The sequence below is a fragment of the Chelativorans salis genome, assembly GCF_025336525.1.
Lineage (GTDB): Bacteria > Pseudomonadota > Alphaproteobacteria > Rhizobiales > Rhizobiaceae > Chelativorans > Chelativorans salis.
In genome coordinates, this window is record NZ_JAOCZP010000002.1 from 818,962 (window position 1) to 843,741 (window position 24,780).

Below are 24,780 nucleotides of genomic sequence, written 5' to 3' on the forward strand. Positions count from 1 at the left end.
GGGTGGCCTCAAAGCGCTTTCGCCGCCTCCAGTACGGCATCAACATGGCCCGGCACCTTCACCTTGCGCCAGACCTGCGCAATACGTCCGTCCGGCGCGATGAGGAAGGTGGTGCGCTCGACACCCATATATTTGCGGCCATACATGCTTTTCTCGACCCACACGCCGTAGGCCTCTAGAACCTTCTTTTCCGGGTCGGAGACCAGATCGATCGCCAGCCCGTGCTTCGCCTTGAACTTGTCGTGGCTTTTCTGACTGTCGGGCGACATGCCGACGATGGCCACGCCGAGCGCGTCGAATTCGGCTTTGCGGGCGGTAAAGTCGATGGCCTGGGCGGTGCAGCCGCTGGTGTCGTCCTTGGGATAGAAGTAAAGAACCACCGGCTTGCCACGCAGCTCCGACAACCGGAGGCTTCCGCCGCCATCCCGCGGCAGCTCGAAGTCGGGAGCTTCGTCGTCTTTGTCGAGACCGGCCATTTAATCACCTCTCTTTAGCGTTAGGCCGGCGTCCAACAAAATGTCTGAATTTCCCTGCAAGCCGGCCCCTTGAATCGGGCGCCCAGATATAATGGCCTAAAGGGATTCGTCCAACCGAACAGAAACGCTTTGACAGGTAGCCGCTTGGAGAACACGGGACCGGACCATGAGAAGGTGCACTTTCGGCGCAGCGAGATCGCCTCGCTGAAGCGCTTTCCGTCCGCCACCTGCCCATCCTCGCGCCCTCTGCCCAAACAGTGGCGTGCACGTGTCCTTGGTTGGGCTGCGATCGTCGTTCTTGTGCTTCCTGTGTTGCTTTTGGCCTTTAGCGGCACGCTTTATTTGATTGGCGTCGACGCGATCGGCAATGAGCGGCTGCGGATGGCGGCCGAGCGAGCCATCACCCGACTGGCGGGCTTCGACGCCGATGTCAGGCTTGGCGAGTTGCGTCTGGGGCTCGGCGAAGCCAGCCTGCTGGCGCTGGAGGTACGGAATGCACGTATTGCCAGAGCCGACAACGGCGTGGTGCTCGCCAGTGCCGGCACGCTGCGCTTCGGCCTCAAGGCGCTGCCGCTGCTGGATGGCAGGATAGAGGTTGCGCAGGTGGGACTTACCGATGCCGCGATCTCGCCCGCAGGCCTACCCATGCTGCAGAATGGAGGTCTCAAAGCGCCGGTCATGAAGCCGGACGAGGTTTATGCGGCGGTTTTCGACACTGTGAAACGGGCATTCACGACGACGGAGTCCTCCGGCCTCAATCGCATCAGCCTGACCAATGTCGGCCTGCGAACGGCGCAAGGGCAGGACGTTCCCGATTTTCAGATCGAGACGCTCCAGTTGCGCCGGGTGGGAGAGGCGGAGATCGTGCTTGAAGGCTCAGCCGTCCACCGCGGCCGTGGCATCACCCTCAGCGGAAAGGCCGAACGTGACAGACAGAGCGGCGCGATCACGGCCTTGTCGCTCGATGTCGTGGCGCCCGATACCGACAGCGCGAGCGCGGATGGATCGGAAGGAGCCGTGGTTGCGCTCGGCCATGCACAGCTGTCGTTGTCGGGCAGCGAAGCCGGAGGTGAGGAGGAGGGCTGGCTGGCGCTCGATATGCGGCTCGAGGAACTCGTCGCCAAGGTCGACAAGGATACGCTGTCGCTCGACGAGGCGTCCATGCGCGCCGCCTTTGCCGAGGGTGACGAGGCCTTCTCCGTGGTTGCTTCCCGGATCGGGGCAGGGCGGACACAAGTCAATTTTCAAGGAGCAGTGGTTCCTATCACGACAACTGACGGCGAACCGGCCTATGGATATGATCTGGTGTCGCGCAACTCGGTGCTCGCGCCGGCGGATTCGCCCGAACCGGCGCTTCCCGTTGCCATGCGACTGGCCGGCCGGTACGAGCCGGCGGCATCGCGGCTGAACGCGGAGAAGATCGAGGTGCGTACTTCCGACGGGGAACTAGCCGGGAGTGCAGTGCTGACGATGCCAGCGGGTATGTCGCCCGGTATCAGGTTGGCGATCTATGTCGCGGACATGCCAACGGCGCATGCCAAGCAGTTCTGGCCGTGGTTTGCGGCGGGCGGGGCGCGCAACTGGACGTTGGAACACGTCTTTGGCGGGCGCGTGCGCGACAGCAATATGCGGCTTAACGTGCCGCCCGGCCGCCTCGGAAATGGAGTACCCCTGTCGCAGGAGGAGGTGGTCGGCCGGTTTGCCCTGGCGAACACGCGTTTCGACATCGCCGGCGATATCCCGCCGGTGCGCGACGGAACCGGCTGGGTCGAGTTTCGTGGTACGGATGTGGCGGTGGGCCTGTCGCAGGGCAAGATCTACATGCCGAGCGGGCGCATGGTGGAGGTGAGCCATGGCAGCCTGATGATCGACGCCGCGCACCAGAAGCCACGTATCGGCAAGCTGGAGATCGATGTCGAGGGTGAGGCTGCCGCAATGGTCGAACTCGCCTCCTACGAACCCATCGATGCCTCGCGGTTCCACGACATCACCCCTGGCGATCTCGATGGCGGGGCGTCCGGGCACATCAGCGCCGACATCCCGCTACAGGCCGGCATCCCGGTAAAGAATCTCGACTGGCGTGTCGCCCTCGACTACGAGGACCTGTCGATCGCCAAGCCTTTCGAAGGTCAGGAGGTGACGAATGCGAACGGCTCGCTTCTCGTGCAGCCGGACAGGGCCGAATTCTCCGCCGAGGCCGAGCTAAACGCGGTGCCCGCGCGCCTGCGTGTCGTCGAGCCCTTGGGCGGTTCGGAAGTGGAGCGGGTGCGCCATGTCGAATTGCAGATGGACAATGCGGCGCGCGACAGGCTCTTTCCCGGTTTGGACGTGCTGGTCTCCGGACCCTTCGAAATCGTCTATGACGAGCAGCCTGACGGGCGCAAGAAGGTTGCCGTGGCGCTCGATACCGCGCGTCTGACCGTGCCGTGGATCGGTTGGCAGAAGGGTGCCGGCATACCGGCCACCGCCAGCTTCTTCCTGAAAGAGGACGGCGAGGTGTCGGAACTGTCCGAATTTGCCCTGGACGGCGAGAGTTTCGCGGTAAGCGGCCAAATTCGCCTTGCCGGCGGTGGCTTGCAGGAAGCACGGTTGAACAAAGTGCGCCTCAACCGCATCGACAACTATGCCGCCACCATCCGGCGCACGGGTAGCGGCTATTCGGTGTCTGTGAACGGTGGTTCGTTCGATGCGCGCGGGGTGATCGAACGTGCCCTGGGCAACAAGGGAACAGGGAACGACGGCGCAGGTAGCGAGGGTGGGGTCACGGTGAAAGCATCGCTTGCCACGGTGCAGGGTTTCAACGGCGAAAGCCTGGAACAGGTGGAAATGACCTATTCGGCCGAAGGGGCGCAGCCGGAGCGGTTGTCCGTACGTGCCGCCGCGGCCGCGCACGGCGCCGTGCAGCTTACGAAAGGCGTGGAGCAGGGGCGCAGCACCGTCCGTGCCACCTCAAGCAACGCCGGCGCCCTCTTGCGCTTCCTCAACATCTATCCGCACGTCGAGGGTGGACAACTCAGCCTCGCACTCACAGGCGCGAGCGACGACGATCTTTCCGGTCAGTTCGAGATCCGCGATTTCTGGGTCGTCAATGAAGAACGGCTGGGATCGCTTGTCGCCGCCAGCACAGAGAACTCCAACGGCGAAGTGGATGCCTCGCGCGTTCAGTTCGAGCGCGGTTCCGCCGTGCTCTCCAAGGGGCGGGAGCAGTTGAAGATCAGAAACGGTGTGCTGCGCGGCCCTTTGATCGGCTCGACCTTCCAGGGAACGCTATACGATCCCAACGACAACACCGCTATCACCGGCACCTTCCTACCGCTCTACGGAATCAACCGGGTTTTCGGCGAAATCCCCATCATCGGCCAAATCCTCGGCAACGGGCGCAACGGCGGCCTTATCGGCATCACATACCGGCTCACCGGAAAGCTCGAAGCCCCTACGCTGGAGATCAACCCCATCTCCGCCATCGCGCCGGGAATCTTTCGCCGGATATTCGAGTTCCACTAGATCGTATCATCGTTTCATGGTTCGGATGATCCGGTCGACCCTTTGTATCGTCGCAATTCCGAACGGAAAGCCGGCTTCCATTTTTCCTGGAATTGCTTGTTGTTTCCCTTCTCCTGCCGGGCGCAGGAGGGTGCTGCTGTGCGCAGGAAAGAAGGCGCATCAATAGCGGCGGATGAGGCCAACCAGCCGGCCCTGCACTTTCACCCGGTCCGGGCCGAAAATGCGTGTCTCGTAAGCCGGGTTCGCCGCTTCCAACGCTATCGAGGCACCCTTGCGGCGGAAGCGCTTGAGGGTGGCTTCCTCATCGTCAACCAATGCCACGACGATCTCGCCGGGATTGGCGGTCTGGGTCTGGCGGACGATGACCGTATCGCCATCGAAGATGCCGGCCTCGATCATCGAATCGCCCTTTACCTCGAGCGCAAAATGCTCGCCGCTCGACAGCATGTCGGGCGGCACACCGATGGAGTGGGTCTGGTGCTGGATGGCCTCGATAGGCACGCCGGCGGCGATCCGCCCCATGACGGGAATGGAGACGACGCCCGACGCATCGTCGTTGCTGGCCTGCGGCTTGGGCGCCGGTGCCGCGCGGCTCTGGCCGCCCTCTATGACGCTGGGCGAGAACTTGCGCGGGGCCCCGAGCCCCGGGGCGATCGAATCGGGTAGCCGCAGCACTTCCAGCGCGCGCGCCCGGTTGGGCAGGCGGCGAATGAAGCCGCGCTCCTCGAGCGCGGTGATCAGCCGGTGGATGCCGGACTTCGAGGCCAGATCCAATGCCTCCTTCATCTCGTCGAAGGAGGGCGGTATGCCCGTCTCCTTCAGACGGTCGTGGATGAAAAGCAGCAGCTCGTGCTGTTTGCGTGTCAGCATCGGTTCCACCCTGGGAATCAGTAAACAAAACCAGAACATAACGTAGACGTTCCAGTTGTGTTCCGCAATAGGAAAATTGTAGAGGTGTCGGAACCGTCAGCGCAGCATCAGCACCTGGCAGCGCGCGCCCGCCTCGCTCGGCCCGGCATTCGGCTCGCGGACGACGAGGGCGTTGGCGGCGGCGAGCGTGCTGAGCATGGAGGAATCCTGTAGCTCGAACGGCGTCGCGACCAGCCCGCGCGGCCCGCGGGAGACCGAGGCACGTACATAATCCTGCCGCCCGTCATTGGCCCGCATGGGCGCTGCGAGCTCGGCGTGGCGCAGGTCCGGCGTGAAGGTCCGGCCGGAAAGTCGGGCGATCATCGGCCGCAGGAAGAGATGCGCGCACACCAGACTGGAGACCGGATTGCCTGGCAGGCCAAGCACGCGGGTCGCTTCACGGCGACCGAACATCATCGGCTTGCCGGGCCGAATGGCGACTTTCCAGAACGAAAGGGCGATGCCTTCCGCCTCGAGCACCCGGCGCACCAGATCGTGCTCTCCCACCGACGCACCGCCGAGCGTGATGACGATGTCGGCGCTCGCGGTGAGCGCCTTGCGAAGGGCGGCGGCAATTTCCTCCTCACGGTCGGCGACGATGCCGAGATCGGCAACTCTCGCACCGTCGCGCCCGGCAAGGGCGGCGATGCCAAAATTGTTGGAGGCGACAATCTGGTCGGGACCGGGTTCGGTGCCCGGCGGCACGAGTTCGTCGCCGGTGGCGATGACGGCAACGAGCGGCCGGCTCACCACTGGAAGCGTGGCATGTCCCGCGGCCGCAGCCAGCGACAGGGCTGCCGGATCGAGCACCCTGCCTTGCTCCAGAACCGGATCTCCCTCGCGGAAATCAAGGCCGGCGCGGCGGATGTGCCGCCCGGCAGAAACGGGCTCTGCGGCCTCGATGCGACCGTCGGCCAGTATGTGCGCGTTTTCTTGGATGAGAACGGCGTCCGCGCCCTCCGGCACGGGGGCGCCGGTGAAGATGCGCACGGTCTCGCCCGGCTGGAGCGCTCCGGAAAAGCGATGTCCCGCCATCGATTCGCCGATGACTGAAAGGGTTGCAGGAGCCGTTTCGACATCCACCGCACGAACGGCGTAGCCGTCCATGGCCGAGGCATTGAAGGGCGGCTGTGTACGCCGGGCCTTCAGCGGCGCGGCAAGCACGCGGTCGGCTGCTTCTGTGAGTGGCACGTCCTCGGTGGCGAGGGGGCCGAGGCCGTCGAGTATACGCTCCAGTGCCTCGTCAACCGGAAGCAGAGCCATCGTCCGCTCCCTGCGCACGCCAGGCGCCCGACCTGCCGCCCGTCTTCTCCTTAAGACGCACCTCGCCGATGACCATTCCCTTGTCCAGAGCCTTGGCCATATCGTAGATCGTCAGGCAAGCGACGGAGACGGCCGTCAGCGCCTCCATCTCGACGCCTGTCTTGCCGGTCACGCGCGCCATCGCCTCGACGCGCAGGCCGGGCAGGGCCTCGTCCGGCACGATGTCGACGGCGACCTTGGTCAGCGCCAGCGGGTGGCAGAGCGGAATGAGGTCGTGCGTCTTCTTCGCCGCCATGATGCCGGCGAGCCGGGCGACGGCTATGACATCGCCTTTCTTGGCGTCGCCGGCCATGATCGCCCGCAGGGTCTCCGGCGCCATGGTCACGGCGCCGGCCGCGACAGCCGTGCGGGTCGTCTCGTCCTTTGCGCCAACGTCAACCATCTCCGCCCGTCCGTCGGCGCCAAGATGGGTCAGTCCGCTCTTTTCCTCGCCGGCCATCTCAGCCTGCCGCCTCGACGTCTGTTTCCAGTCCTAGCAGCTTGCGCGTCGCCGCCTCAACGTCGTCCTGGCGCATCAGGCTCTCGCCGACGAGGAAGCTCGTGATGTCCAGCTTTGCAAGGCGCTGGCAGTCTTCGTAGGTGAAGATACCGCTCTCTCCGATGACGATGCGGTCCTCCGGCACCTTCGGCGCCAGTGTTTCGCATGTGGAAAGCGTCGTCTCGAAGGTTCTCAGATTGCGGTTGTTGATGCCGATCAGCGGCGAGGAGAGCTTGAGCGCGCGTTCCAGCTCGGCCTCGTCATGCACCTCCAGCAGCGCGTCCATGCCGAGTTCGGTGGCCGTCTCCTCCAGCGCGCTCGCCTCGTCGTCGGTCACACTCGCCATGATGATGAGAATTGCATCGGCTTCCCAAGCCCGCGCCTCGTAGACCTGGTAAGGCTCGAACATGAAATCCTTGCGCAGGGCAGGGAGCTTCGTCGCCCGCCGCGCCTCGGCGAGAAATTCGGGTGCACCCTGGAAGGACGGCTTATCCGTCAGCACCGAGAGGCAGGCCGCGCCGCCGCGCTCATAGGCCGCCGCCAGCCCCCGCGGGTCGAAATCGGCACGGATGAGCCCCTTCGAGGGGCTTGCCTTCTTGACCTCGGCGATGAGCGCCAGGCGATTGGCGGCATGCTTTGCGCGAAGCGCCTCGGCAAAGCCGCGTACAGGCGCCGCCTCGCGCGCCCTTGCCGCAAGCTCGGCCTGGGGCAGGGCGGATTTCGCCGCGGCGATCTCCTCGCGTTTGTAAGCCTCGATCTTGCGCAGAATGTCTGTCATTACCGGTACCACTCTTGAAACTATGCTTCCCGGTTCGACACGTCGACAAGCCTTTCGAGCGTGGCGAGCGCGCGGCCATCGTCGAGCGCTGCTGCCGCCAGCGCCACACCGTCTTTGAGCGTCGTGGCCTTGCCGGCCACGACGAGGGCGCCGCCGGCGTTGAGAAGAGCGATGTCGCGATAGGCATTCCTGGCGCCCTCCAGCACGGCGCGCAGCGCCTTTGCATTGTGTTCGCCGTCGCCGCCTTTCAACGCCGCCATGTCGGTGCGCGCGAGGCCCACTTCCTCGGGGATCACCTCGAAAGTGCGCACGGCGCCGTCCTCCAGCGCAGCCACGCGGGTCGTACCGGCGGTCGTCATCTCGTCGATCCCTTCGCCGTGCACCACCCAGGCTTTTTCCGCGCCGAGCTGCTTGAGCACATGGGCGATCGGTTCCACCCACTCGGGCGAAAAGACGCCGACGAGCTGGCGTTTCACGCGCGCCGGGTTCGAGAGCGGCCCGAGCAGGTTGAAAATGGTGCGCGTGCCGAGCTCCACCCGCGTCGGCCCGACATGGCGCATGGCCGCATGGTGGGCCGGCGCGAACATGAAACCGACGCCGGCTTGCCGGATGCAGGCGGCGATCCGCTCCGGCCCGATCTCGATATCGACGCCGAGCGCGGCGAGGCTGTCGGCAGCGCCCGCGCGCGAGGAAAGCGCCCGGTTGCCGTGTTTGGCCACCGGCACACCGCAGCCGGCGACGATCAGGGCGGCACAGGTCGAAACGTTGTAGGTGCCCGAGGCATCGCCGCCGGTGCCGACGATGTCGACCGCATCCGCAGGGGCTTCCACCGGCAGCATCTTCGCCCGCATGGTGTCGACAGCGCCGCTTATCTCGTCGACCGTTTCCCCGCGCACCCTGAGCGCCATCAGGAAGCCACCGATCTGGCTCGGCGTGGCCTCGCCGGACATCATGATCTCGAAGGCCTCGCGCGCCTCGGCGAAGCTAAGGGGCGTGCCGCCCGCCACCTTGGCGATATGTTGCTTGAGGTCTGTCATGAGCGGCCTCAGAAGCTCAGCGCCTGCTGCAGGGCGGCCTGATTGACGGTCACCTGATGCTGGGCCTGTAGCCGTGCCACGAGTTGGTCCAGAAGATCGTTGGAGATGCCTTGTGTGAGGGAGTTGGCGACGTCTTCAGGCAACGCGTCGGCGGAGACCGCTGCCGGCTCGAACACCTCCGTCACCTTGAAGAGGAATTGCCCCTCGCCGGCCGGATTGGCAAAAGCGCCGGTTCCATCCTCAGGCACGCTGAACGCGGCTGCAACACCCGCTCGACCCAAATCCGGATCGTCCGCCTCGCGCTTCAGCCCGCGCTTGACAACCTTCTCCTGGCCAACCTCGGCGCCGATCTCGTCGAGCGTCTTACCGTCCTTCAGCGCATCCTGGAGTTCCTGGACACGCTGTGTCAGGCGGGCCTCGACCTCGGCTTCGGTCCAATCCTCGACCACCCTTTCGCGCACTTCGGCAAACGAGCGCTCGCGCGCCGGCACGATGTCTTCCACCTCGTAGAAAAGAAAGCCGTTGCTGGGCAGGTCGATGGGCGGGTTCTCTATGCCTTTGTCCGTCTCAAAAGCTTCGCTGAGCAAGTCGCGCGACTGGGGAAGGTCCTCGACAACGGTGCCATCGGTGCGGCGGCCGGAACGGTCGACGGCCTCGACGGTGCGCATCGTCAGCCTCTGTGCGTTCGCCGCTTCCTGCATGGTCTGGCCGGCGGCGCGCGCGTCCTCATAGGCGTCGTAGGTGTCGAGCACCAGCCTGCTCGCCTCATCGAGCGCCAGTTCCTGGCGGATCTGGTCGGCCACCTGGTCGAGCGGCGTCACCTTTTCGGGGACGATCTCCGTCACGCGCAGGAGCACCGGCCCGAAGGATCCTTGGACCACCTCGCTCACCTTACCTTCTTCAAGCGCGAAGGCAGCTTCGGCCACCGCCTCGTCGGCAACCTCGCCACGCGTGAAGGTGCCCAGGCTGACGTCTTCGAGGGTCTTGCCCTGCATTTCCACCACGCCCTCGAAGGTCGCGCCCGTGCGCATGCTCTCGCGGGCGGCAACGGCGTCCTCTTCCTCGGAGAAGCTGATCTGCTCGATAGTGCGGCGCTCCGGCGTCGTATAGCGCTCGCGGTTTTTCTCGTAGTAGCTTTGCACCTGCTCGTCGGAGATCGCCGATGGATCGGCGATGTCCTCCGCTTCCAGCTTCACGTAGTTGATCTTGCGGTATTCGGGAGCGGCATAGTCGTCCTTGCGCTCCTCGAACCAGCTTTGCAGCACGTCGCCGCTCGGCGGCTCGATGGGCTCGACGAGTGAGTTGGGCAGGGGCACGTATTCTATCGTCCTGTCCTCGCCCCGATAGAGTGCGACATTGCGCAGCAGCGTATCGGGCGCCGAGACACCGCCTGTGGCCGCGTCGACGATCTGCTGGCGCATGGCGGCGTTCTGCCGGTTCTTCAGATAGTCTTCCGGCCGCATGCCCGCCTGTCTCAGGACGAACTCGAACTGCTGCCGATTGAAACGGCCGTCGGCGCCGCGGAAAGCCGGGTCGGAGGTTGCCAGCTCGGCAAGCTTGTCCTGCGACAGCCCAAGGTCCATCTCGCGTGCCGTCTCGTCCAGCACGGCGCCTGCGGCGAGTTGCGAAAGCACTTGTTCGTCGATACCCAGCGCCACCGCCTGCTCACGCGTCAGCCGCGTGCCAAAGCGCTGCGAAAGCTGGGCGATCTGGCGGTCGTAGGCGAGCCGGAAATCGAGCGGCGAAACAGATGTGCTGCCCGCCGTCAGAACGGCGCCCCCGGTGCCGTTCAGGATTTGGCCGGAGATGCCCCACACGGCAAAACTCAGGACCAGGAGGCCGAGCAGAAGCTTTGCAATCCAGGTTGTGGCTGCTTGTCTCAAGCTGTCGAGCATGGTGATCCGTTATAATTCTCGTTTTTTCTTAGTGAATGTTGGCAATAGCGTCCTTGAAAGCCACTGTCGATTGCTTTGTAGCGCCTTTTTGGTAGTGAACACCCTTCGACCGAGACATGACAACCAATGGGAGGCCCCATGACACCCGCGATCCGCCCACTCATCGCAGGCAATTGGAAGATGCACGGCACCAGCGCCTCGCTCGGCGAGCTGGAGGCAATCGGTGAAGGCTTTGCCGCCGCTGCCGGTGATGGCGCCGATGGGCTGATCTGCGTGCCGGCGACGCTCATCTCTCGGGCGAGCGGGGTGCTCGGATCGACGCCGGTTTCCGTGGGCGGGCAGGACTGCCACGCTGCCGAGAGCGGCGCACACACGGGCGACATTGCCGCCGAGATGCTTGCTGACTGCGGTGCCAGTCACGTGATCGTCGGTCACTCCGAGCGGCGCACGGATCACCGCGAGAGTGATGCCGACGTGGCCGCCAAGGCGCAAGCGGCCTGGCGTGCCGGCGTTGTCGCCATCATCTGTCTCGGTGAAACGCGGCGGCAGCGCGAGGCGGGCGAGACGCTTGCCGTGCTTTCGCGTCAGGTGGCAGGTTCCGTGCCCGCCGAGGCGACGGCCGAAAACGCGGTGATCGCCTACGAACCCGTATGGGCAATCGGCACGGGGCTGACGCCGACAACCAAGGACGTGGCGGAAGCGCACGCCCACCTGCGCGCCGAACTGGAGAAGAAGATCGGCGAAGAGGCAAAGCGCACGCGACTTCTCTATGGCGGTTCGGTAAAGCCCGCCAACGCGCGTGAGCTCTTGTCGATCCTCAATGTCGACGGCGCGCTGATCGGCGGCGCCAGCCTTAAGGCAGCTGATTTCCTTGGCATAAGCGAGGCAACGCGCCCCACCTGAGCCAATGCCCAGCGTCTTTTCTTGCAAAGCCGCAAGCCGCGCCTATCTGTGGGGCACGGGGACTTGGAAAAGTGGACAAAGGCGTGTAATGAGCCGCGTCCGCGGGCGTATCGCCCGCTCCGCCTCAGGCGCCGGAAGGAATCATGCAGACCATCGTCATCGTCATCCACTTGCTTACCGTGATCGCGCTTGTCGGCGCGGTGCTCATGCAGCGTTCGGAGGGTGGAGGGCTTGGCATTGGCGGCGGCTCCGGCTTCATGACCGCGCGCGGGGCGGCCAATGCGCTAACGCGGACCACGGCGATCCTTGCCGCGGCCTTCTTCGCTACCTCGCTCGGTCTGTCGCTGATTGCGCGCTACCAGGCCCAGCCCACGGACATCTTCGACCGGCTGCCGCAGACGCAGCAGGAGCAGGGTGAGGGCGGCAGTGGCGGCGTTCTCGACCAGCTGGGCGGCAGCAGCGATGCTCCGTCGGAGCCGGCGCCGGCGGAAGAGCCGGCCGATACCGAGCCGCAGGTGCCGACAGGCCAGTAAACACTTAGTCTTGAACGGGATCCACCAACGAACCCCGTTGCCGATTTCGAAACCGCGCGCCGTAGCTTGTCAGCGCGCAGCCAAAAAGTTGCGGGTTTGGGGATTTTGCTCTGGCGGAATCGCCTTCGTCCGGTTAAGCAATGAGTCCCATGGCGCGATATGTATTCATAACCGGCGGCGTGGTTTCCTCCCTCGGCAAAGGCATTGCGGCAGCGGCCCTCGGCGCGTTGCTGCAGGCGCGCGGTTACCGCGTCCGTATCAGGAAGCTCGACCCTTATCTGAATGTCGATCCCGGCACCATGTCGCCGTATCAGCACGGCGAGGTGTTTGTCACCGATGACGGGGCGGAGACGGACCTAGACCTTGGCCATTACGAGCGCTTCACCGGCCGCTCGGCCAATAAGCAGGACAACATCACCACCGGCCGCATCTACCAGAACATCATCGAGAAGGAGCGGCGCGGCGACTATCTGGGCGCCACGGTGCAGGTGATCCCCCACGTCACCGACGAGATCAAGCAGTTCATCCTCGAAGGCAATGACGACTTCGACTTCGTGCTCTGCGAGATCGGCGGCACGGTGGGCGATATCGAAGCGATGCCCTTCCTGGAAGCCATCCGCCAACTCGGCAACGAACTGCCGCGCGGCAACGCCGTCTATGTACACCTGACGCTGATGCCGTGGATTCCGGCCGCCGGCGAACTGAAGACCAAGCCCACCCAGCACTCCGTCAAAGAGCTACGGTCCATCGGTATTGCACCCGACGTGCTTCTGGTGCGCGCCGATCGTGAAATTCCGGCTGAGGAGCGGCGCAAGCTTTCGCTCTTCTGCAATGTGCGCGAATCCGCCGTCATCCAGGCGCTCGACGTGGCGCATATCTACGACGTGCCCACGGCCTATCACCGTGAGGGGCTCGACAGCGAGGTACTCGCCGCCTTCGGCATCGATCCGGCGCCGAAGCCGCGCATGGAGCGCTGGCAGGAGGTGTGCGACCGCATCCACAATCCCGAAGGCGAGGTGACCATCGCCGTCGTCGGCAAGTACACGGAACTCAAGGACGCTTACAAGTCGCTGAACGAGGCGCTGTCGCATGGCGGCATGGCAAACCGCGTGCGCGTCAACCTCGAATGGATCGAATCGGAAATCTTTGAGAAAGAAGACCCGGCCCCGTGGCTGGAAAAGGTGCACGGCATCCTCGTGCCCGGCGGCTTCGGCGAGCGTGGCTCGGAAGGCAAGATACTGGCCGCCAAGTTCGCCCGTGAGCGCAAGGTGCCTTATTTCGGCATCTGTTTCGGCATGCAGATGGCCTGCATCGAGGCGGCGCGGTCGCTTGCCGGTATCGAGGACGCATCCTCGACTGAATTCGGCCCGACCGACGAGCCTGTCGTCGGCCTGATGACCGAATGGCTGAAGGGCAACATGCTCGAAAAGCGCACCGCCGCCGGCGATCTGGGCGGCACGATGCGGCTCGGCGCCTATGACGCGTGTCTGACGCCCGGTTCGAAGATCGCCGAAATCTACGGCTCGGAGGAAATCTCCGAGCGCCACCGTCACCGCTACGAGGTGAATATCGGCTACCGCGAGAAGCTGGAAGCGTGCGGGCTGGTCTTTGCCGGCCTGTCGCCCGACGGCGTGCTGCCGGAAACGGTGGAATATGCCGACCACCCGTGGTTCATAGGCGTGCAATACCACCCCGAGCTCAAGAGCCGGCCCTTCGAGCCGCACCCGCTCTTCGCTTCCTTCATCGCCGCCGCCGTGGAGCAGTCGCGGCTGGTGTGAGTGATCGTCCGACGGCTGGTTGCCTCTTGGAATTGCAGTTTCAAATCTCCTCACTACCTATTTGGGTAGTTTTATTTGTCAGATTGATTTCTGGAGATTTGCATGAAGCTCGACCATTGCGTTCTCCCGACCAAGAGTCTTGCGACGGCGCGGGAACGGCTCGCGAGCCTCGGCTTCACCGTGGCTCCGGACGCGGCCCATCCTTTTGGCACGGCCAATTGCTGCGTGTTCTTCGAGAACGGCAGCTATCTGGAGCCGCTCTCCATTGCCGATGAAGAAGCTGCGCGCGGGGCGATTGCCGCCGGCAACACTTTTGTCCTGCGGGACCGGGCGTTTCGCGAGGCTTGCGGCGAGGAGGGATTCTCCGCCATCGCCCTCGGCACGGGCAACACCGCTGCGGAGCACGCCCGCTTCGTAAAGGAGAGAATCTCCGCGGGGCGACCGCTTTCCTTCTCGCGGCCCTTCGTGGATGCCGGCGGAAACCGCGCGCAGGCCTCTTTCGAACTGGCTTTTGCCGCACCCGGTTCTTGCCCCTCCTTCTTCTTCGCCTGCCAGCGGGTGAACATGCCAGTGGCCGACCGGTCCTTGCGGCGGCACGACAATGGCGTTGTCGGTATATCGCGCATTCTCGCAACGGCGGCGGAGCCGAGCGCCGGCAAGGACTTCTTCACCCGGCTCTTCCGCAAGGAGCCTGACGACGGAGCGGGAATTTGGACGCTCTCTCCCGAGCGCCCTCAGGGTGGATCGCCTCCGCATGCGGCCGTTTGGCTCCTAGGGCACGCGGATGCCAGGCACTTCTGTCGCATCGAGGCCGGCGGCGACGACCGCCTGAGGCTCTGCGGCATTGTGTTCCGCACGCCAAGCATCGATGCGATCGCCGAACGGCTGGCCGTTGCGAAGATCGCCCATACCATGCATAGAAACCGGATTCTGGTGCCACCCGCGCCGGGACAGGGTGCAGTTTTCATCTTCGAGGAGGTTGAAAGCTCCGCTTTTGAGACGTTTTTGGGGTATCTCCTTTTTTTGCCTTGAATGGAGCCTGAAACATGAAGCCGAGTCCGCGTGTGAAAGTCGGCAGCACCGTCTTCGCCAACGACGCCCCGCTGGCGCTGATCGCCGGTCCCTGCCAGCTCGAATCGCGCGAGCATGCCTTCGACATGGCCGGCGCGCTGAAGGAGCTGACGCAGAAGCTGGGGATAGGATTCGTCTATAAGACGAGCTTCGACAAGGCCAACCGCACCTCGCTTTCGGGAAAGCGCGGCGCCGGCCTCGATGCGGCCTTGCCGATATTTGCCGATCTCAGGCGCGAGCTTGGCGTGCCGGTGCTGACCGACGTGCACACAGAGGAGCAATGCCGTCTCGTGGCCGACGCCGTGGATGTCCTGCAGATCCCGGCCTTCCTGTGCCGCCAGACCGACCTCCTGATCGCCGCCGCCCGGACCGGCCGCGTCGTTAACGTGAAAAAGGGGCAGTTTCTCGCCCCCTGGGACATGAAGAACGTGGTTGCCAAGATCACCGACTCGGGAAACGGCAATGTACTCGTGACCGAGCGTGGCACCTCCTTCGGCTACAACACGCTCATCTCCGACATGCGCGGCCTGCCGCAGATGGCGGAGATGGGCGCGCCGGTGATCTTCGACGCCACGCACTCGGTGCAGCAGCCGGGTGGGCAGGGCGGCTCCACCGGCGGCGAGCGGCGCTTCGTGGAGACGCTGGCGCGTGCGGCGGTGGCCGTCGGCGTGGCTGGCGTTTTCATCGAGTCCCACCATGACCCCGACAACGCACCGTCCGACGGGCCGAACATGGTCCCGCTCAGGGACATGCCGGCGTTGCTGGGGCGGCTGATGGCGTTCGACCTCGTCGCCAAGAGTACCTGACGCCGCCGGTTCTGGCGTCCTTGCATATCCTCCATCATGCAATGAAGCGATAAGCGCATTGTCATTTTCGCCGCTTGCGATATGAGGGACGCCATCTCTCTCCAACCCCAATCCGACCCAGAGGAACCAGCCCATGACTGCCATTGTCGATATCGTCGGACGTGAAATTCTCGACAGCCGGGGCAATCCCACCGTTGAGGTCGATGTGGTCCTGGAGGACGGCTCGATGGGCCGCGCGGCGGTGCCCTCCGGCGCCTCCACGGGCGCGCACGAGGCCGTGGAGCTGCGTGACGGCGGGCCGCGCTTCCTCGGCAAGGGGGTCGCCGGCGCCGTCGACGCCGTCAACGGCGAGATCTTCGAGGCCGTCGGCGGCATGGAGGCGGAGGACCAGATCCACATCGACCGCACCATGATCGATCTCGATGACACGCCCAACAAGAGCCGGCTCGGCGCCAACGCCATCCTCGGCGTCTCGCTTGCCGTCGCCAAGGCGGCGGCGGAGGCCTCGGGCCTGCCGCTCTACCGTTACGTCGGCGGCGCTTCGGCGCATGTGCTGCCGGTGCCGATGATGAACATCGTCAACGGCGGGGCGCACGCGGACAACCCCATCGACTTCCAGGAATTCATGGTCATGCCCGTTGGCGCGGAGAGCCTGCGCGAAGCGGTGCGCTGGGGTGCCGAAATCTTCCATACGCTGAAGGCAGGGCTGAAGGCGGCCGGTCACAACACCAATGTGGGCGACGAGGGCGGCTTCGCGCCGGGGCTGAAGAGCGCCCAGGAAGCGCTCGATTTCATTATGAAGTCGGTGGAGAAGGCCGGCTACAAGCCGGGCGAGGACGTGGCCATCGCGCTCGACTGCGCGGCGACCGAGTTCTTCAAGGACGGCAAGTATGTCTATGAGGGCGAGGGCACGACGCGTGACGGCAGGGCGCAGGCCGAATACCTGGCCAAGCTCGCCGCCGACTATCCCATCATCTCCATCGAAGACGGCATGGCCGAAGACGATTTCGAGGGCTGGAAGATCCTCACCGAGCTCGCCGGCGATAAGGTGCAACTCGTCGGCGACGACCTGTTCGTGACCAACTCGGCGCGGCTTGCCGATGGCATCAAGATGGGTATTGCCAACTCCATTCTCGTCAAGGTCAACCAGATCGGCACCCTGACCGAGACGCTGGATGCGGTGGAGACGGCGCACAGGGCTGCCTACACGGCTGTCATGTCGCACCGCTCGGGCGAGACGGAGGATGCCACCATCGCCGACCTCGCGGTCGCCACCAATTGCGGGCAGATCAAGACCGGCTCGCTCGCCCGCTCCGATCGGCTCGCCAAATACAACCAGCTCATCCGCATCGAGGAGGAACTGGGCAAGCAGGCGCGCTATGCGGGGCGGACGATTTTGCGCGGATAGTAGCCGGGGCTAACCCTCCATTAAGCAAGATATGGCCACATGCGGCGGAAGGAATTTCGCCGCATGTGGACCCGCCATCACAAACGCCGCAATACAGGCCGGCTGATCATACCAGCGATCACCGTGCTGGTGCTCACCTATTTCGGCTTTCACGCCTATCACGGCGACTACGGCCTCAACGGCAAGGAGCGCCTGGAAGGGCGCATCACCGAACTTGAGGCCAATCTCGACGCGCTGCACCGGGAACGCAGGGAACTGGAGGAGCGGGTGAGCCTGCTCAACGATGGTTCGCTGGAGAAGGATATGCTCGACGAGCAGGCTCGGCGGGCACTGAATCTCGTCCGGGAAAATGAGATCGTCATATTCCGTCCGGCAGGCGGCATGAATTAACCGTCTTCCAGTTAATTCATAAGAACATCAATTTTCCCAGCAGGTTAGCCGGCATAGCTGCCATGCATTTTTTCGCATGGCGGAAGCCTTTTTGTCATGATAGCGTCCGGCATCGAACTGTTTGCCATGGATGGCTGCTTGGCGTGGACTAGATGCTCGTCCTGCGGCAGTATGGTGTCGGCAGGCAGGACTTAATGTCCGTCAAGAGACGCTTTCTAGGGAGTGACATATGGCGACAGCCGCCAGGAAAACCTCGCCGAAATCTTCGTCGGCAAAATCCCGTAGCCCAGCCAAATCGTCATCCACCGCCGGCGGCACGCCCGCCGTCAAGACGCCGAAGCCGGAAGAGTTCAAAAAGGAACAGGAGCTTTCGGCCTATCATGACATGCTCCTGATCCGCCGCTTCGAGGAGAAGGCGGGCCAGCTTTACGGCATGGGCCTGATCGGCGGCTTCTGCCACCTCTATATCGGCCAGGAGGCCGTCGTCGTCGGCATGCAGATGGCGCTGAAGGAGGGTGACCAGGTGATCACCGGCTACCGCGACCACGGCCACATGCTGGCCACCGGCATGGACCCGCGCGGCGTTATGGCGGAGCTTACCGGCCGGCGTGGGGGATACTCCAAGGGCAAGGGCGGCTCCATGCACATGTTCTCCAAGGAGAAGAACTTTTTTGGCGGCCACGGCATCGTCGGCGCACAGGTGCCGCTCGGGACCGGCTTGGCGCTCGCCAACCGCTACCGCGGCAATGACAGCGTCTCGCTCACCTATTTCGGTGACGGCGCGGCCAACCAGGGCCAGGTCTACGAGAGCTTCAACATGGCCTCGCTATGGAAGCTCCCCGTAGTCTACATCATCGAGAACAACCGCTATGCCATGGGCACCTCGGTCTCGCGCTCCTCGGCCGAGACCGACTTTTCGCACCGTGGTCTATCCTTCAAGATCCCCGGCATCCAGGTCGACGGCATGGACGTGCGTGCGGTAAAGGCGGCCGGCGACCTCGCGGTCGACTGGTGCCGCTCCGGCAAGGGACCGATCATCCTGGAGATGCAGACCTACCGCTACCGCGGCCACTCTATGTCGGACCCCGCAAAGTATCGTTCCAAGGACGAAGTGCAGAAAATGCGCTCCGAGCACGACCCGATCGAGCAGGTCAAGAAGCGGCTCCTGGACAAGAAATGGGCGAGTGAGGACGATCTGAAGGCGGAGGACAAGAAGGTGCGCGACATCGTCGCCGATGCGGCCGATTTCGCCCAATCGGATCCGGAGCCGGACGTGTCCGAACTCTACACCGATATCCTGCTCTGAGGGGAGGCGCTCACGATGCCAACGGAAATTCTCATGCCTGCGCTCTCTCCGACCATGGAGGAGGGCAATCTCGCCAAATGGCTGAAGAAAGAGGGCGATGCCGTCGCCCCCGGCGATGTGATCGCCGAGATCGAGACCGATAAGGCGACCATGGAGGTCGAGGCGATCGACGAAGGAAAGCTCGGCAAGATCCTCATCGGCGAGGGCACGGAAGGGGTGAAGGTCAATACGCCCATCGCCCTCCTGCTTGTCGACGGCGAGAGCGAGGAAGACCTTTCCAAGGCCTCGGTCGGCGCGCCCCCTGCCGCCGCTCAGGCGCCGGCGGAAGAGCCGGCGGAGCAGAAGACAGAGGAGACGCCGAAGCCCGCTGCCGTGCCGAAGGCAGAGGCGCAGCCGCTTCCCGCCGATCCCGACATTCCCGAAGGCACCGAGATGGTGCCCACCACCGTGCGCGAGGCGTTGCGTGACGCCATGGCCGAGGAGATGCGCCGCGACGAGGACGTCTTCGTCATGGGCGAGGAGGTGGCGGAGTATCAGGGCGCCTATAAGGTGACCCAGGGCTTGCTGCAGGAGTTCGGCGACAAGCGCGTGGTCGACACGCCGATCACCGAGCACGGCTTCGCCGGCGTCGGCATCGGCGCGGCCTTCGCCGGGCTCAAGCCCGTCGTCGAGTTCATGACCTTCAACTTCGCCATGCAGGCGATGGATCAGCTCGTCAATTCGGCGGCCAAGACGCTCTATATGGCCGGCGGCCAGATGGGCGCGCCCATCGTCTTCCGCGGCCCCAACGGCGCGGCTGCCCGCGTCGCCGCACAGCACAGCCAGGACTACGCGGCCTGGTACGGCCACATCCCCGGTCTCAAGGTCGTGATGCCCTATACGGCAGCCGACGCCAAAGGCCTCTTGAAGGCGGCCATCCGCGATCCCAACCCGGTGATCTTCCTGGAAAACGAGATCCTCTACGGCCAGACCTTCGACGTGCCGAAGCTTGACGACTTCGTACTGCCCATCGGCAAGGCGCGCATCCACAAGGCAGGCAAGGATGCGACCATAGTTTCCTTCGGCATCGGCATGACCTACGCGATCAAGGCGGAGGAGGAGCTGCGTGGCATGGGCCTCGACGTGGAGATTATCGACCTGCGCACGATCCGGCCGATGGACCTCGAGACCGTCATCGAATCGGTGAAGAAGACCAACCGGCTGGTCACCGTCGAGGAAGGTTTCCCGCAGTCCTCCGTCGGCGACCATATCGCCGCCCAGGTCATGCAGCGCGCCTTCGACTATCTCGACGCGCCGGTCATCACCGTTGCGGGCAAGGATGTGCCGATGCCCTACGCCGCCAATCTGGAAAAGCTGGCGCTGCCCAGCGTGGCCGAAGTCGTCGAGGCGGTGAAGGCCGTCACCTACCGGGGCTGAAGGAGAGGGGTCCTCTATGCCGATTCAAATCACCATGCCCGCCCTCTCGCCCACAATGGAGGAGGGAAACCTCGCCAAGTGGCTGGTCAAGGAGGGGGACAGCGTTTCGGCTGGCGACGTGATCGCTGAGATCGAGACCGACAAGGCGACCATGGAAGTGGAGGCCGTCGACGAGGGCACGGTCGCCAAGATCGTGGTACCTGAGGGTACGGAAGGCGTGAAGGTGAATGCGCTGATCGCTGTGCTCGCCGAAGAGGGCGAGGATGTGGCCGAGGCCGCCAAGACCTCGTCCGCCGAGGCGCCGCCTGCCGCTCCTCCTCAAGAGAAGGCTCCGGCCGAGCCGGCTCCTGCGGAAAAGCCGGAAGCGCCCGCTGCCAAACCGAACGGCGCCGCCGACGGTCCCGCGGAACCGCGCGTCGCTCCCGCCAAGGACGAGAGCGGCGCCAGGATATTCTCTTCCCCACTCGCCCGCCGCATTGCCAAGGAAGCCGGCATCGATCTTGCCGCCGTCTCCGGCTCCGGCCCGCGCGGCCGCGTGGTGAAGGCCGATGTCGAGGCGGCGATTTCCGGCGGCGCGGCGAAAGCACCCGCCGCCAGGGCGCCCGAGGCCCCGGCGCCCAAGCCCATGTCGGACGAGCAGGTCTTGAGGCTCTTCGAGGAAGGTTCCTACGAGCTCGTGCCCCACGACGGCATGCGCAAGACCATCGCCCGCCGCCTGGTCGAGGCGAAGTCCACCATCCCGCACTTCTACCTGACGCTGGACTGCGAGATCGACGCGCTGCTGGCGCTCCGCAAGCAGCTCAATGCCGCCGCCCCCATGGTCAAGACCGAGGACGGCGAGAAGCCGGCCTACAAGCTGTCGGTCAACGACTTCATCATCAAAGCCATGGCCCTGGCGCTGATGGCCGTGCCTGACGCCAACGCCTCGTGGACCGAGAGCGCCATGGTCAAACACAAGCATGCCGATGTCGGGGTGGCTGTGGCCATCCCCGGCGGGCTGATCACGCCGATCGTGCGCCGGGCCGAGGCAAAGACCCTGTCGGCGATCTCCAACGAGATGAAGGATCTGGCGACCCGCGCCAGGAACCGCAAGCTGAAGCCGGAGGAGTATCAGGGCGGCACGACGGCGGTCTCCAATCTCGGCATGTACGGCATCAAGGACTTTGCCGCCGTCATCAACCCGCCGCACGCCACCATTCTGGCGGTCGGCGCGGGCGAAGAGCGGGCGGTGGTGAAGGACGGCGAGATCAAGCCCGCCACCATCATGTCGGTGACGCTATCGACCGATCACCGCGCCGTCGACGGGGCGCTCGGCGCCGAACTGCTTTCCGCCTTCAAGCGGCTGGTGGAGAACCCGTTTGGGATGCTGGTCTGACGCCGCGCGCCATCCCCCCTTGCGGGGGAGGTTGGACAGCCGCCGGATGGCGGCTGGACGAGTGGGGGTCGGCGCGCTGTGCTCGACGTTTCAGGAGGGGGCAATGTCGTGGAATAGAACACCCAAACCTGCAACGGCTAAGGCGAAAACGAACGCGCCGAAGCTTCGCCGCGCGATGACGGACACGGAAAAGCGCGTGTGGTGGCACATACGCGCGCGGCTGCCGCAAGAGGGAACGCATTTCCGGAGGCAGATGCCCGTGGGGTCGTATGTGTGGTCATTGAGGTCGCACCAATGAAAACGATCCTCTGCTACGGCGACTCTCTCACCTGGGGCTACAACACCGAGGGGCCCTCCCGTCACGCCTACGAGGATCGCTGGCCCTCGGTCCTGCAAGCTCGCCTCGGCGACAAGGCGCGCGTCATCGCCGAAGGGCTCAACGGCCGCACCACCGCCTTCGACGACTGGCTGGCCGGTGCTGACAGGAACGGCGCGCGCATCCTGCCGACGTTGCTCGCTACCCATTCGCCGCTTGATCTCGTCATCATCATGCTTGGCGCCAACGACATGAAGCCTTTCATCTGCGGCCGCGCCATCGGTGCCAAGCAGGGTATGGAGCGCCTGGTGGATATCGTCCGCGGGCATGATTATCCGCTCGATGCCGCCGCGCCTGCTATCCTGCTCGTCGCGCCACCTGTCCTATGCGACACTGGCAACGACCAATTCGCCGCCATGTTCGAGGGCGGCGTTGCTGAGGCGGGTAAGCTGGCACCGCTCTACGCGCAGCTTGCCGAGGAGACCGGCTGCGCCTTCTTCGATGCCGGCTCGGTCGCTTGCACGACGTCTCTGGACGGCGTGCATCTCGACGCCGGGAACACCCGCGCCATCGGCGTCGGGCTGGAACCGGCGGTCCGCCAGATACTGGGCCTTTGATCAAGGAGGGATGACAATGGCCGATACCGTCGAACATAGACAGTTGCGATCTTCATGGGTGTGGCTTGCCATTCTCGGCGCCATCTCGCTCATCGGCGGCATTCTTGCGCTCGCCAATCCGTTTGCCGCGACCATGACGGCGGCCCTTTTGGCCGCATGGGCGTTCACGCTGTTCGGGGTGCTGCAGATCATACAGGCTTTCAGGCTGCGCGAAAGCTGGCCGATCTTCCTGTGGTCGCTGCTGCTCGGCGCGCTGACGCTTGCCATAGGCATCTCGCTGCTCTTCCGGCCGATGGAAGGCATCATCTCGCTCACTATCCTGGTCGCCATCATCTTCATCGTCCTGGGCGTCGTGAAGCTGATGTATGCCTATGCGCTCAGGCCGATCTCCGGCTGGGTCTGGGTGTTCGTCTCGGGTCTGTTGTCCCTGGTGCTGGGCGGCATGATCCTGGCCGACATGCCGTGGTCGGCGTCGGCGGTGCTCGGCATCCTTTTGGCAGTCGAACTTTTATCGAATGGCGTTTTCCTGCTGCTGGTGGCCTTCGGCCTGCGTGCCGCCGCCAACGGCTGAGAACCGGTGAACGGGCCGGGCATGTGATCTGAATGAAGGAGAAATTGAGCCGTGGCTGAAACCTACGACGTCATTATCATAGGCTCCGGTCCGGGCGGCTATGTCACGGCCGTGCGCTCGGCGCAACTCGGCTTCAAGACGGCCATCGTCGAGCGCGAGCATCTGGGCGGCATCTGCCTCAACTGGGGCTGCATCCCCACCAAGGCTCTCCTACGCTCGGCCGAAATCCTGCACTACGTCGAAAATGCCAAGGATTACGGACTGAAGGTAGACGGCAAGGTTTCCGTGGATGCCGCCGCCGTCGTCGACCGCTCACGCAAGGTTTCCACCCGGCTCAACGGCGGCGTCAGCTTCCTCATGAAGAAGAACAAAGTCGATATCATCTGGGGAGAGGCGAAGATCGCGAAAGCCGGCGAGGTCGTCGTCTCCAAGCCGGTGAAGAAGCCGATGGAGCCACAGCCGGCGGCCCCTAAGAACACGTTGGGTGAGGGCACGTACAAGGCAAAGCATATCATCCTGGCCACCGGCGCGCGCCCGCGCGTCCTGCCGGGCATCGAGCCCGACGGCAAGCTGATCTGGACCTATTTCGAGGCCATGGTGCCGAAGGAAATCCCGAAATCGCTCATCGTCATGGGCTCGGGCGCCATCGGCATCGAGTTCGCCAGCTTCTACCGCACCATGGGGGCCGAGGTGACGGTGATCGAACTCCTGCCGCAGATCCTGCCTGTGGAAGATGCGGAAATCTCCAAATTCGCCAGGCGCCAGCTCGAGAAGCAGGGCATAAAGTTCCATGTCGAGGCCAAGGTCACGAAGGTCGAGAAGGGTTCGGGCAAGGTCACGGCCCATGTCGAGATGAAGGACGGCAAGGTGGAGAAGATTGCCGCCGAGCGGCTCATCTCCGCCGTCGGCGTGCAAGGCAACGTCGAGAATCTCGGCCTTGAATCCGCAGGCGTGAAAGTCGAGCGCGGCATGGTCGTCGTCGACGGCTATGGGCGCACCAATGTCCCCGGCATCTACGCCATCGGCGATGTCGCGGGCCCGCCCATGCTCGCTCACAAGGCCGAGCACGAGGGCGTCGTCTGCGTGGAGAAGATCGCCGGCGCGCCCGGTGTGCACGCGCTCGACAAGAACAGGATACCCGGCTGCACCTACTGCCAGCCGCAGGTCGCCTCGGTCGGGCTGACGGAGGAGAAGGCCAAGAAGGAAGGCCGCGACATCCGCGTCGGCCGCTTCCAGTTCGGCGCCAACGGCAAGGCCATCGCGCTTGGCGAAGATCAGGGCTTCGTCAAGACGATCCTCGACAAGAAAACTGGCGAACTTCTGGGCGCGCACATGATCGGCGCAGAGGTGACCGAGCTTATCCAGGGTTTCGTCGTCGCTATGAACTTGGAGACTACGGAAGAGGAACTTATGCACACCATCTTCCCACATCCAACGCTTTCAGAGATGATGAAAGAGAGCGTTCTCGATGCCTATGGACGCACGCTGAACGCTTGAAGTGCCTTGCGCCGGCGGTAACCGGTGCGGGATTGTGGCGTATAGTTTGTACCGATCCGCAACCAAACAGGAGACTTCGAATGGAGGGTGTAGGTTGGATTTTGACGGTTATTATCGGCGGCATAGCCGGCTGGCTCGCCGAGAAGATCATGAAGGCCGAGCACGGCCTTCTGCTTAACATCATCCTTGGCGTGGTCGGCGCTGTCGTCCTCAACGCGATTTTGTTTGCAGTTATGGGGGCCACCTTCGGCGGCATCATCGGCCAGCTCGTCGTCGCCGTCATCGGCGCCTGCCTCTTGATCTGGCTCTACCGGCTGATCCGCGGAGGGAGATGAGCCGATCATCAACATTGCCCGCCTGCTGAAGGCAGGCGGGCTTTTGCCGTCCGCGGCA

The 24,780-nt window shown here is 64.2% G+C and carries 23 protein-coding genes; 16 read left to right on the forward strand and 7 right to left on the reverse strand.

Going from position 1 to position 24,780, the window contains the following annotated elements; all coding sequences use genetic code 11:
• Nucleotides 1-8: 8 nt before the first annotated feature.
• Entirely contained in the window at nucleotides 9-476 is a 468-nt protein-coding gene (locus N5A92_RS09950) for a peroxiredoxin (protein ID WP_260902222.1), read from the reverse strand.
• A 144-nt stretch (nucleotides 477-620) separates the two neighbouring features.
• Here N5A92_RS09950 and N5A92_RS09955 point away from each other — a divergent pair, with 144 nt between their 5' ends.
• Complete coding sequence (locus N5A92_RS09955) at nucleotides 621-3,980, forward strand: DUF3971 domain-containing protein (protein WP_260902223.1); 3,360 nt, start codon at nucleotides 621-623, stop codon at nucleotides 3,978-3,980.
• 159 nt (nucleotides 3,981-4,139) lie between these two features.
• Here the strand turns inward: N5A92_RS09955 and lexA are convergent, their stop codons facing one another.
• From lexA to N5A92_RS09985, 6 genes are all read right to left on the reverse strand, one after another.
• Nucleotides 4,140-4,850 carry a transcriptional repressor LexA gene (gene lexA / locus N5A92_RS09960; RefSeq protein WP_260902225.1) on the reverse strand — a complete coding sequence of 237 codons (711 nt, stop codon included), beginning with the start codon at nucleotides 4,848-4,850 and terminating at the stop codon, nucleotides 4,140-4,142.
• A gap of 96 nt (nucleotides 4,851-4,946) precedes the next feature.
• Complete coding sequence (locus tag N5A92_RS09965) at nucleotides 4,947-6,152, reverse strand: molybdopterin molybdotransferase MoeA (protein ID WP_260902227.1); 1,206 nt, start codon at nucleotides 6,150-6,152, stop codon at nucleotides 4,947-4,949.
• Nucleotides 6,133-6,651, reverse strand: a complete 519-nt coding sequence (gene moaC / locus N5A92_RS09970; RefSeq protein WP_260902228.1) for a cyclic pyranopterin monophosphate synthase MoaC — start codon at nucleotides 6,649-6,651, stop codon at nucleotides 6,133-6,135. The genes N5A92_RS09965 and moaC overlap by 20 nt, the downstream gene beginning before the upstream one ends.
• Before the next feature lies 1 nt (nucleotide 6,652).
• Nucleotides 6,653-7,468, reverse strand: a complete 816-nt coding sequence (gene trpC, locus N5A92_RS09975) for an indole-3-glycerol phosphate synthase TrpC (RefSeq protein ID WP_260902229.1) — start codon at nucleotides 7,466-7,468, stop codon at nucleotides 6,653-6,655.
• A gap of 20 nt (nucleotides 7,469-7,488) precedes the next feature.
• Complete coding sequence (gene trpD, locus N5A92_RS09980; RefSeq protein WP_260902230.1) at nucleotides 7,489-8,505, reverse strand: anthranilate phosphoribosyltransferase; 1,017 nt, start codon at nucleotides 8,503-8,505, stop codon at nucleotides 7,489-7,491.
• A gap of 8 nt (nucleotides 8,506-8,513) precedes the next feature.
• Entirely contained in the window at nucleotides 8,514-10,400 is a 1,887-nt protein-coding gene (locus N5A92_RS09985) for a SurA N-terminal domain-containing protein (RefSeq protein ID WP_260902232.1), read from the reverse strand.
• A gap of 138 nt (nucleotides 10,401-10,538) precedes the next feature.
• Here N5A92_RS09985 and tpiA point away from each other — a divergent pair, with 138 nt between their 5' ends.
• The 15 genes from tpiA to N5A92_RS10055 all read left to right on the forward strand — a co-directional run bounded on the left by tpiA (nucleotide 10,539) and on the right by N5A92_RS10055 (nucleotide 24,722).
• Nucleotides 10,539-11,303 carry a triose-phosphate isomerase gene (gene tpiA, locus N5A92_RS09990; protein WP_260902234.1) on the forward strand — a complete coding sequence of 255 codons (765 nt, stop codon included), beginning with the start codon at nucleotides 10,539-10,541 and terminating at the stop codon, nucleotides 11,301-11,303.
• A gap of 143 nt (nucleotides 11,304-11,446) precedes the next feature.
• Complete coding sequence (gene secG / locus N5A92_RS09995) at nucleotides 11,447-11,836, forward strand: preprotein translocase subunit SecG (protein WP_260902236.1); 390 nt, start codon at nucleotides 11,447-11,449, stop codon at nucleotides 11,834-11,836.
• Nucleotides 11,837-11,985: 149 nt separating this feature from the next.
• Entirely contained in the window at nucleotides 11,986-13,614 is a 1,629-nt protein-coding gene (locus tag N5A92_RS10000) for a CTP synthase (RefSeq protein WP_260902237.1), read from the forward strand.
• Between the two features lie 102 nt (nucleotides 13,615-13,716).
• Nucleotides 13,717-14,646, forward strand: a complete 930-nt coding sequence (locus tag N5A92_RS10005; RefSeq protein WP_260902238.1) for a VOC family protein — start codon at nucleotides 13,717-13,719, stop codon at nucleotides 14,644-14,646.
• A 14-nt stretch (nucleotides 14,647-14,660) separates the two neighbouring features.
• Nucleotides 14,661-15,491 carry a 3-deoxy-8-phosphooctulonate synthase gene (kdsA, locus tag N5A92_RS10010; RefSeq protein WP_260902241.1) on the forward strand — a complete coding sequence of 277 codons (831 nt, stop codon included), beginning with the start codon at nucleotides 14,661-14,663 and terminating at the stop codon, nucleotides 15,489-15,491.
• 133 nt (nucleotides 15,492-15,624) lie between these two features.
• The gene (eno, locus tag N5A92_RS10015) at nucleotides 15,625-16,899 is read left to right on the forward strand and encodes a phosphopyruvate hydratase (protein ID WP_260902243.1); all 1,275 of its coding nucleotides are present in this window, start codon (nucleotides 15,625-15,627) and stop codon (nucleotides 16,897-16,899) included.
• 63 nt (nucleotides 16,900-16,962) lie between these two features.
• Entirely contained in the window at nucleotides 16,963-17,289 is a 327-nt protein-coding gene (locus tag N5A92_RS10020; protein ID WP_260902246.1) for an FtsB family cell division protein, read from the forward strand.
• A gap of 229 nt (nucleotides 17,290-17,518) precedes the next feature.
• A complete protein-coding gene (gene pdhA / locus N5A92_RS10025) occupies nucleotides 17,519-18,595 on the forward strand; it encodes a pyruvate dehydrogenase (acetyl-transferring) E1 component subunit alpha (RefSeq protein ID WP_260902248.1) in 1,077 nt (358 codons plus the stop codon).
• A 15-nt stretch (nucleotides 18,596-18,610) separates the two neighbouring features.
• Nucleotides 18,611-20,011 (forward strand): pyruvate dehydrogenase complex E1 component subunit beta, encoded by a 1,401-nt coding sequence (locus N5A92_RS10030; RefSeq protein WP_260902251.1) that lies wholly within the window; start codon nucleotides 18,611-18,613, stop codon nucleotides 20,009-20,011.
• A 16-nt stretch (nucleotides 20,012-20,027) separates the two neighbouring features.
• Entirely contained in the window at nucleotides 20,028-21,386 is a 1,359-nt protein-coding gene (locus tag N5A92_RS10035; protein ID WP_260902252.1) for a pyruvate dehydrogenase complex dihydrolipoamide acetyltransferase, read from the forward strand.
• Nucleotides 21,387-21,489: 103 nt separating this feature from the next.
• A complete protein-coding gene (locus N5A92_RS27470; RefSeq protein WP_425248552.1) occupies nucleotides 21,490-21,684 on the forward strand; it encodes a DUF559 domain-containing protein in 195 nt (64 codons plus the stop codon).
• The gene (locus tag N5A92_RS10040) at nucleotides 21,681-22,319 is read left to right on the forward strand and encodes an SGNH/GDSL hydrolase family protein (protein WP_260902253.1); all 639 of its coding nucleotides are present in this window, start codon (nucleotides 21,681-21,683) and stop codon (nucleotides 22,317-22,319) included. The genes N5A92_RS27470 and N5A92_RS10040 overlap by 4 nt, the downstream gene beginning before the upstream one ends.
• A gap of 16 nt (nucleotides 22,320-22,335) precedes the next feature.
• Nucleotides 22,336-22,890 (forward strand): HdeD family acid-resistance protein, encoded by a 555-nt coding sequence (locus tag N5A92_RS10045; RefSeq protein WP_260902254.1) that lies wholly within the window; start codon nucleotides 22,336-22,338, stop codon nucleotides 22,888-22,890.
• Nucleotides 22,891-22,941: 51 nt separating this feature from the next.
• Complete coding sequence (gene lpdA, locus N5A92_RS10050) at nucleotides 22,942-24,387, forward strand: dihydrolipoyl dehydrogenase (RefSeq protein ID WP_260902255.1); 1,446 nt, start codon at nucleotides 22,942-22,944, stop codon at nucleotides 24,385-24,387.
• A gap of 80 nt (nucleotides 24,388-24,467) precedes the next feature.
• Complete coding sequence (locus N5A92_RS10055; protein WP_260902256.1) at nucleotides 24,468-24,722, forward strand: GlsB/YeaQ/YmgE family stress response membrane protein; 255 nt, start codon at nucleotides 24,468-24,470, stop codon at nucleotides 24,720-24,722.
• Nucleotides 24,723-24,780 lie beyond the last annotated feature (58 nt).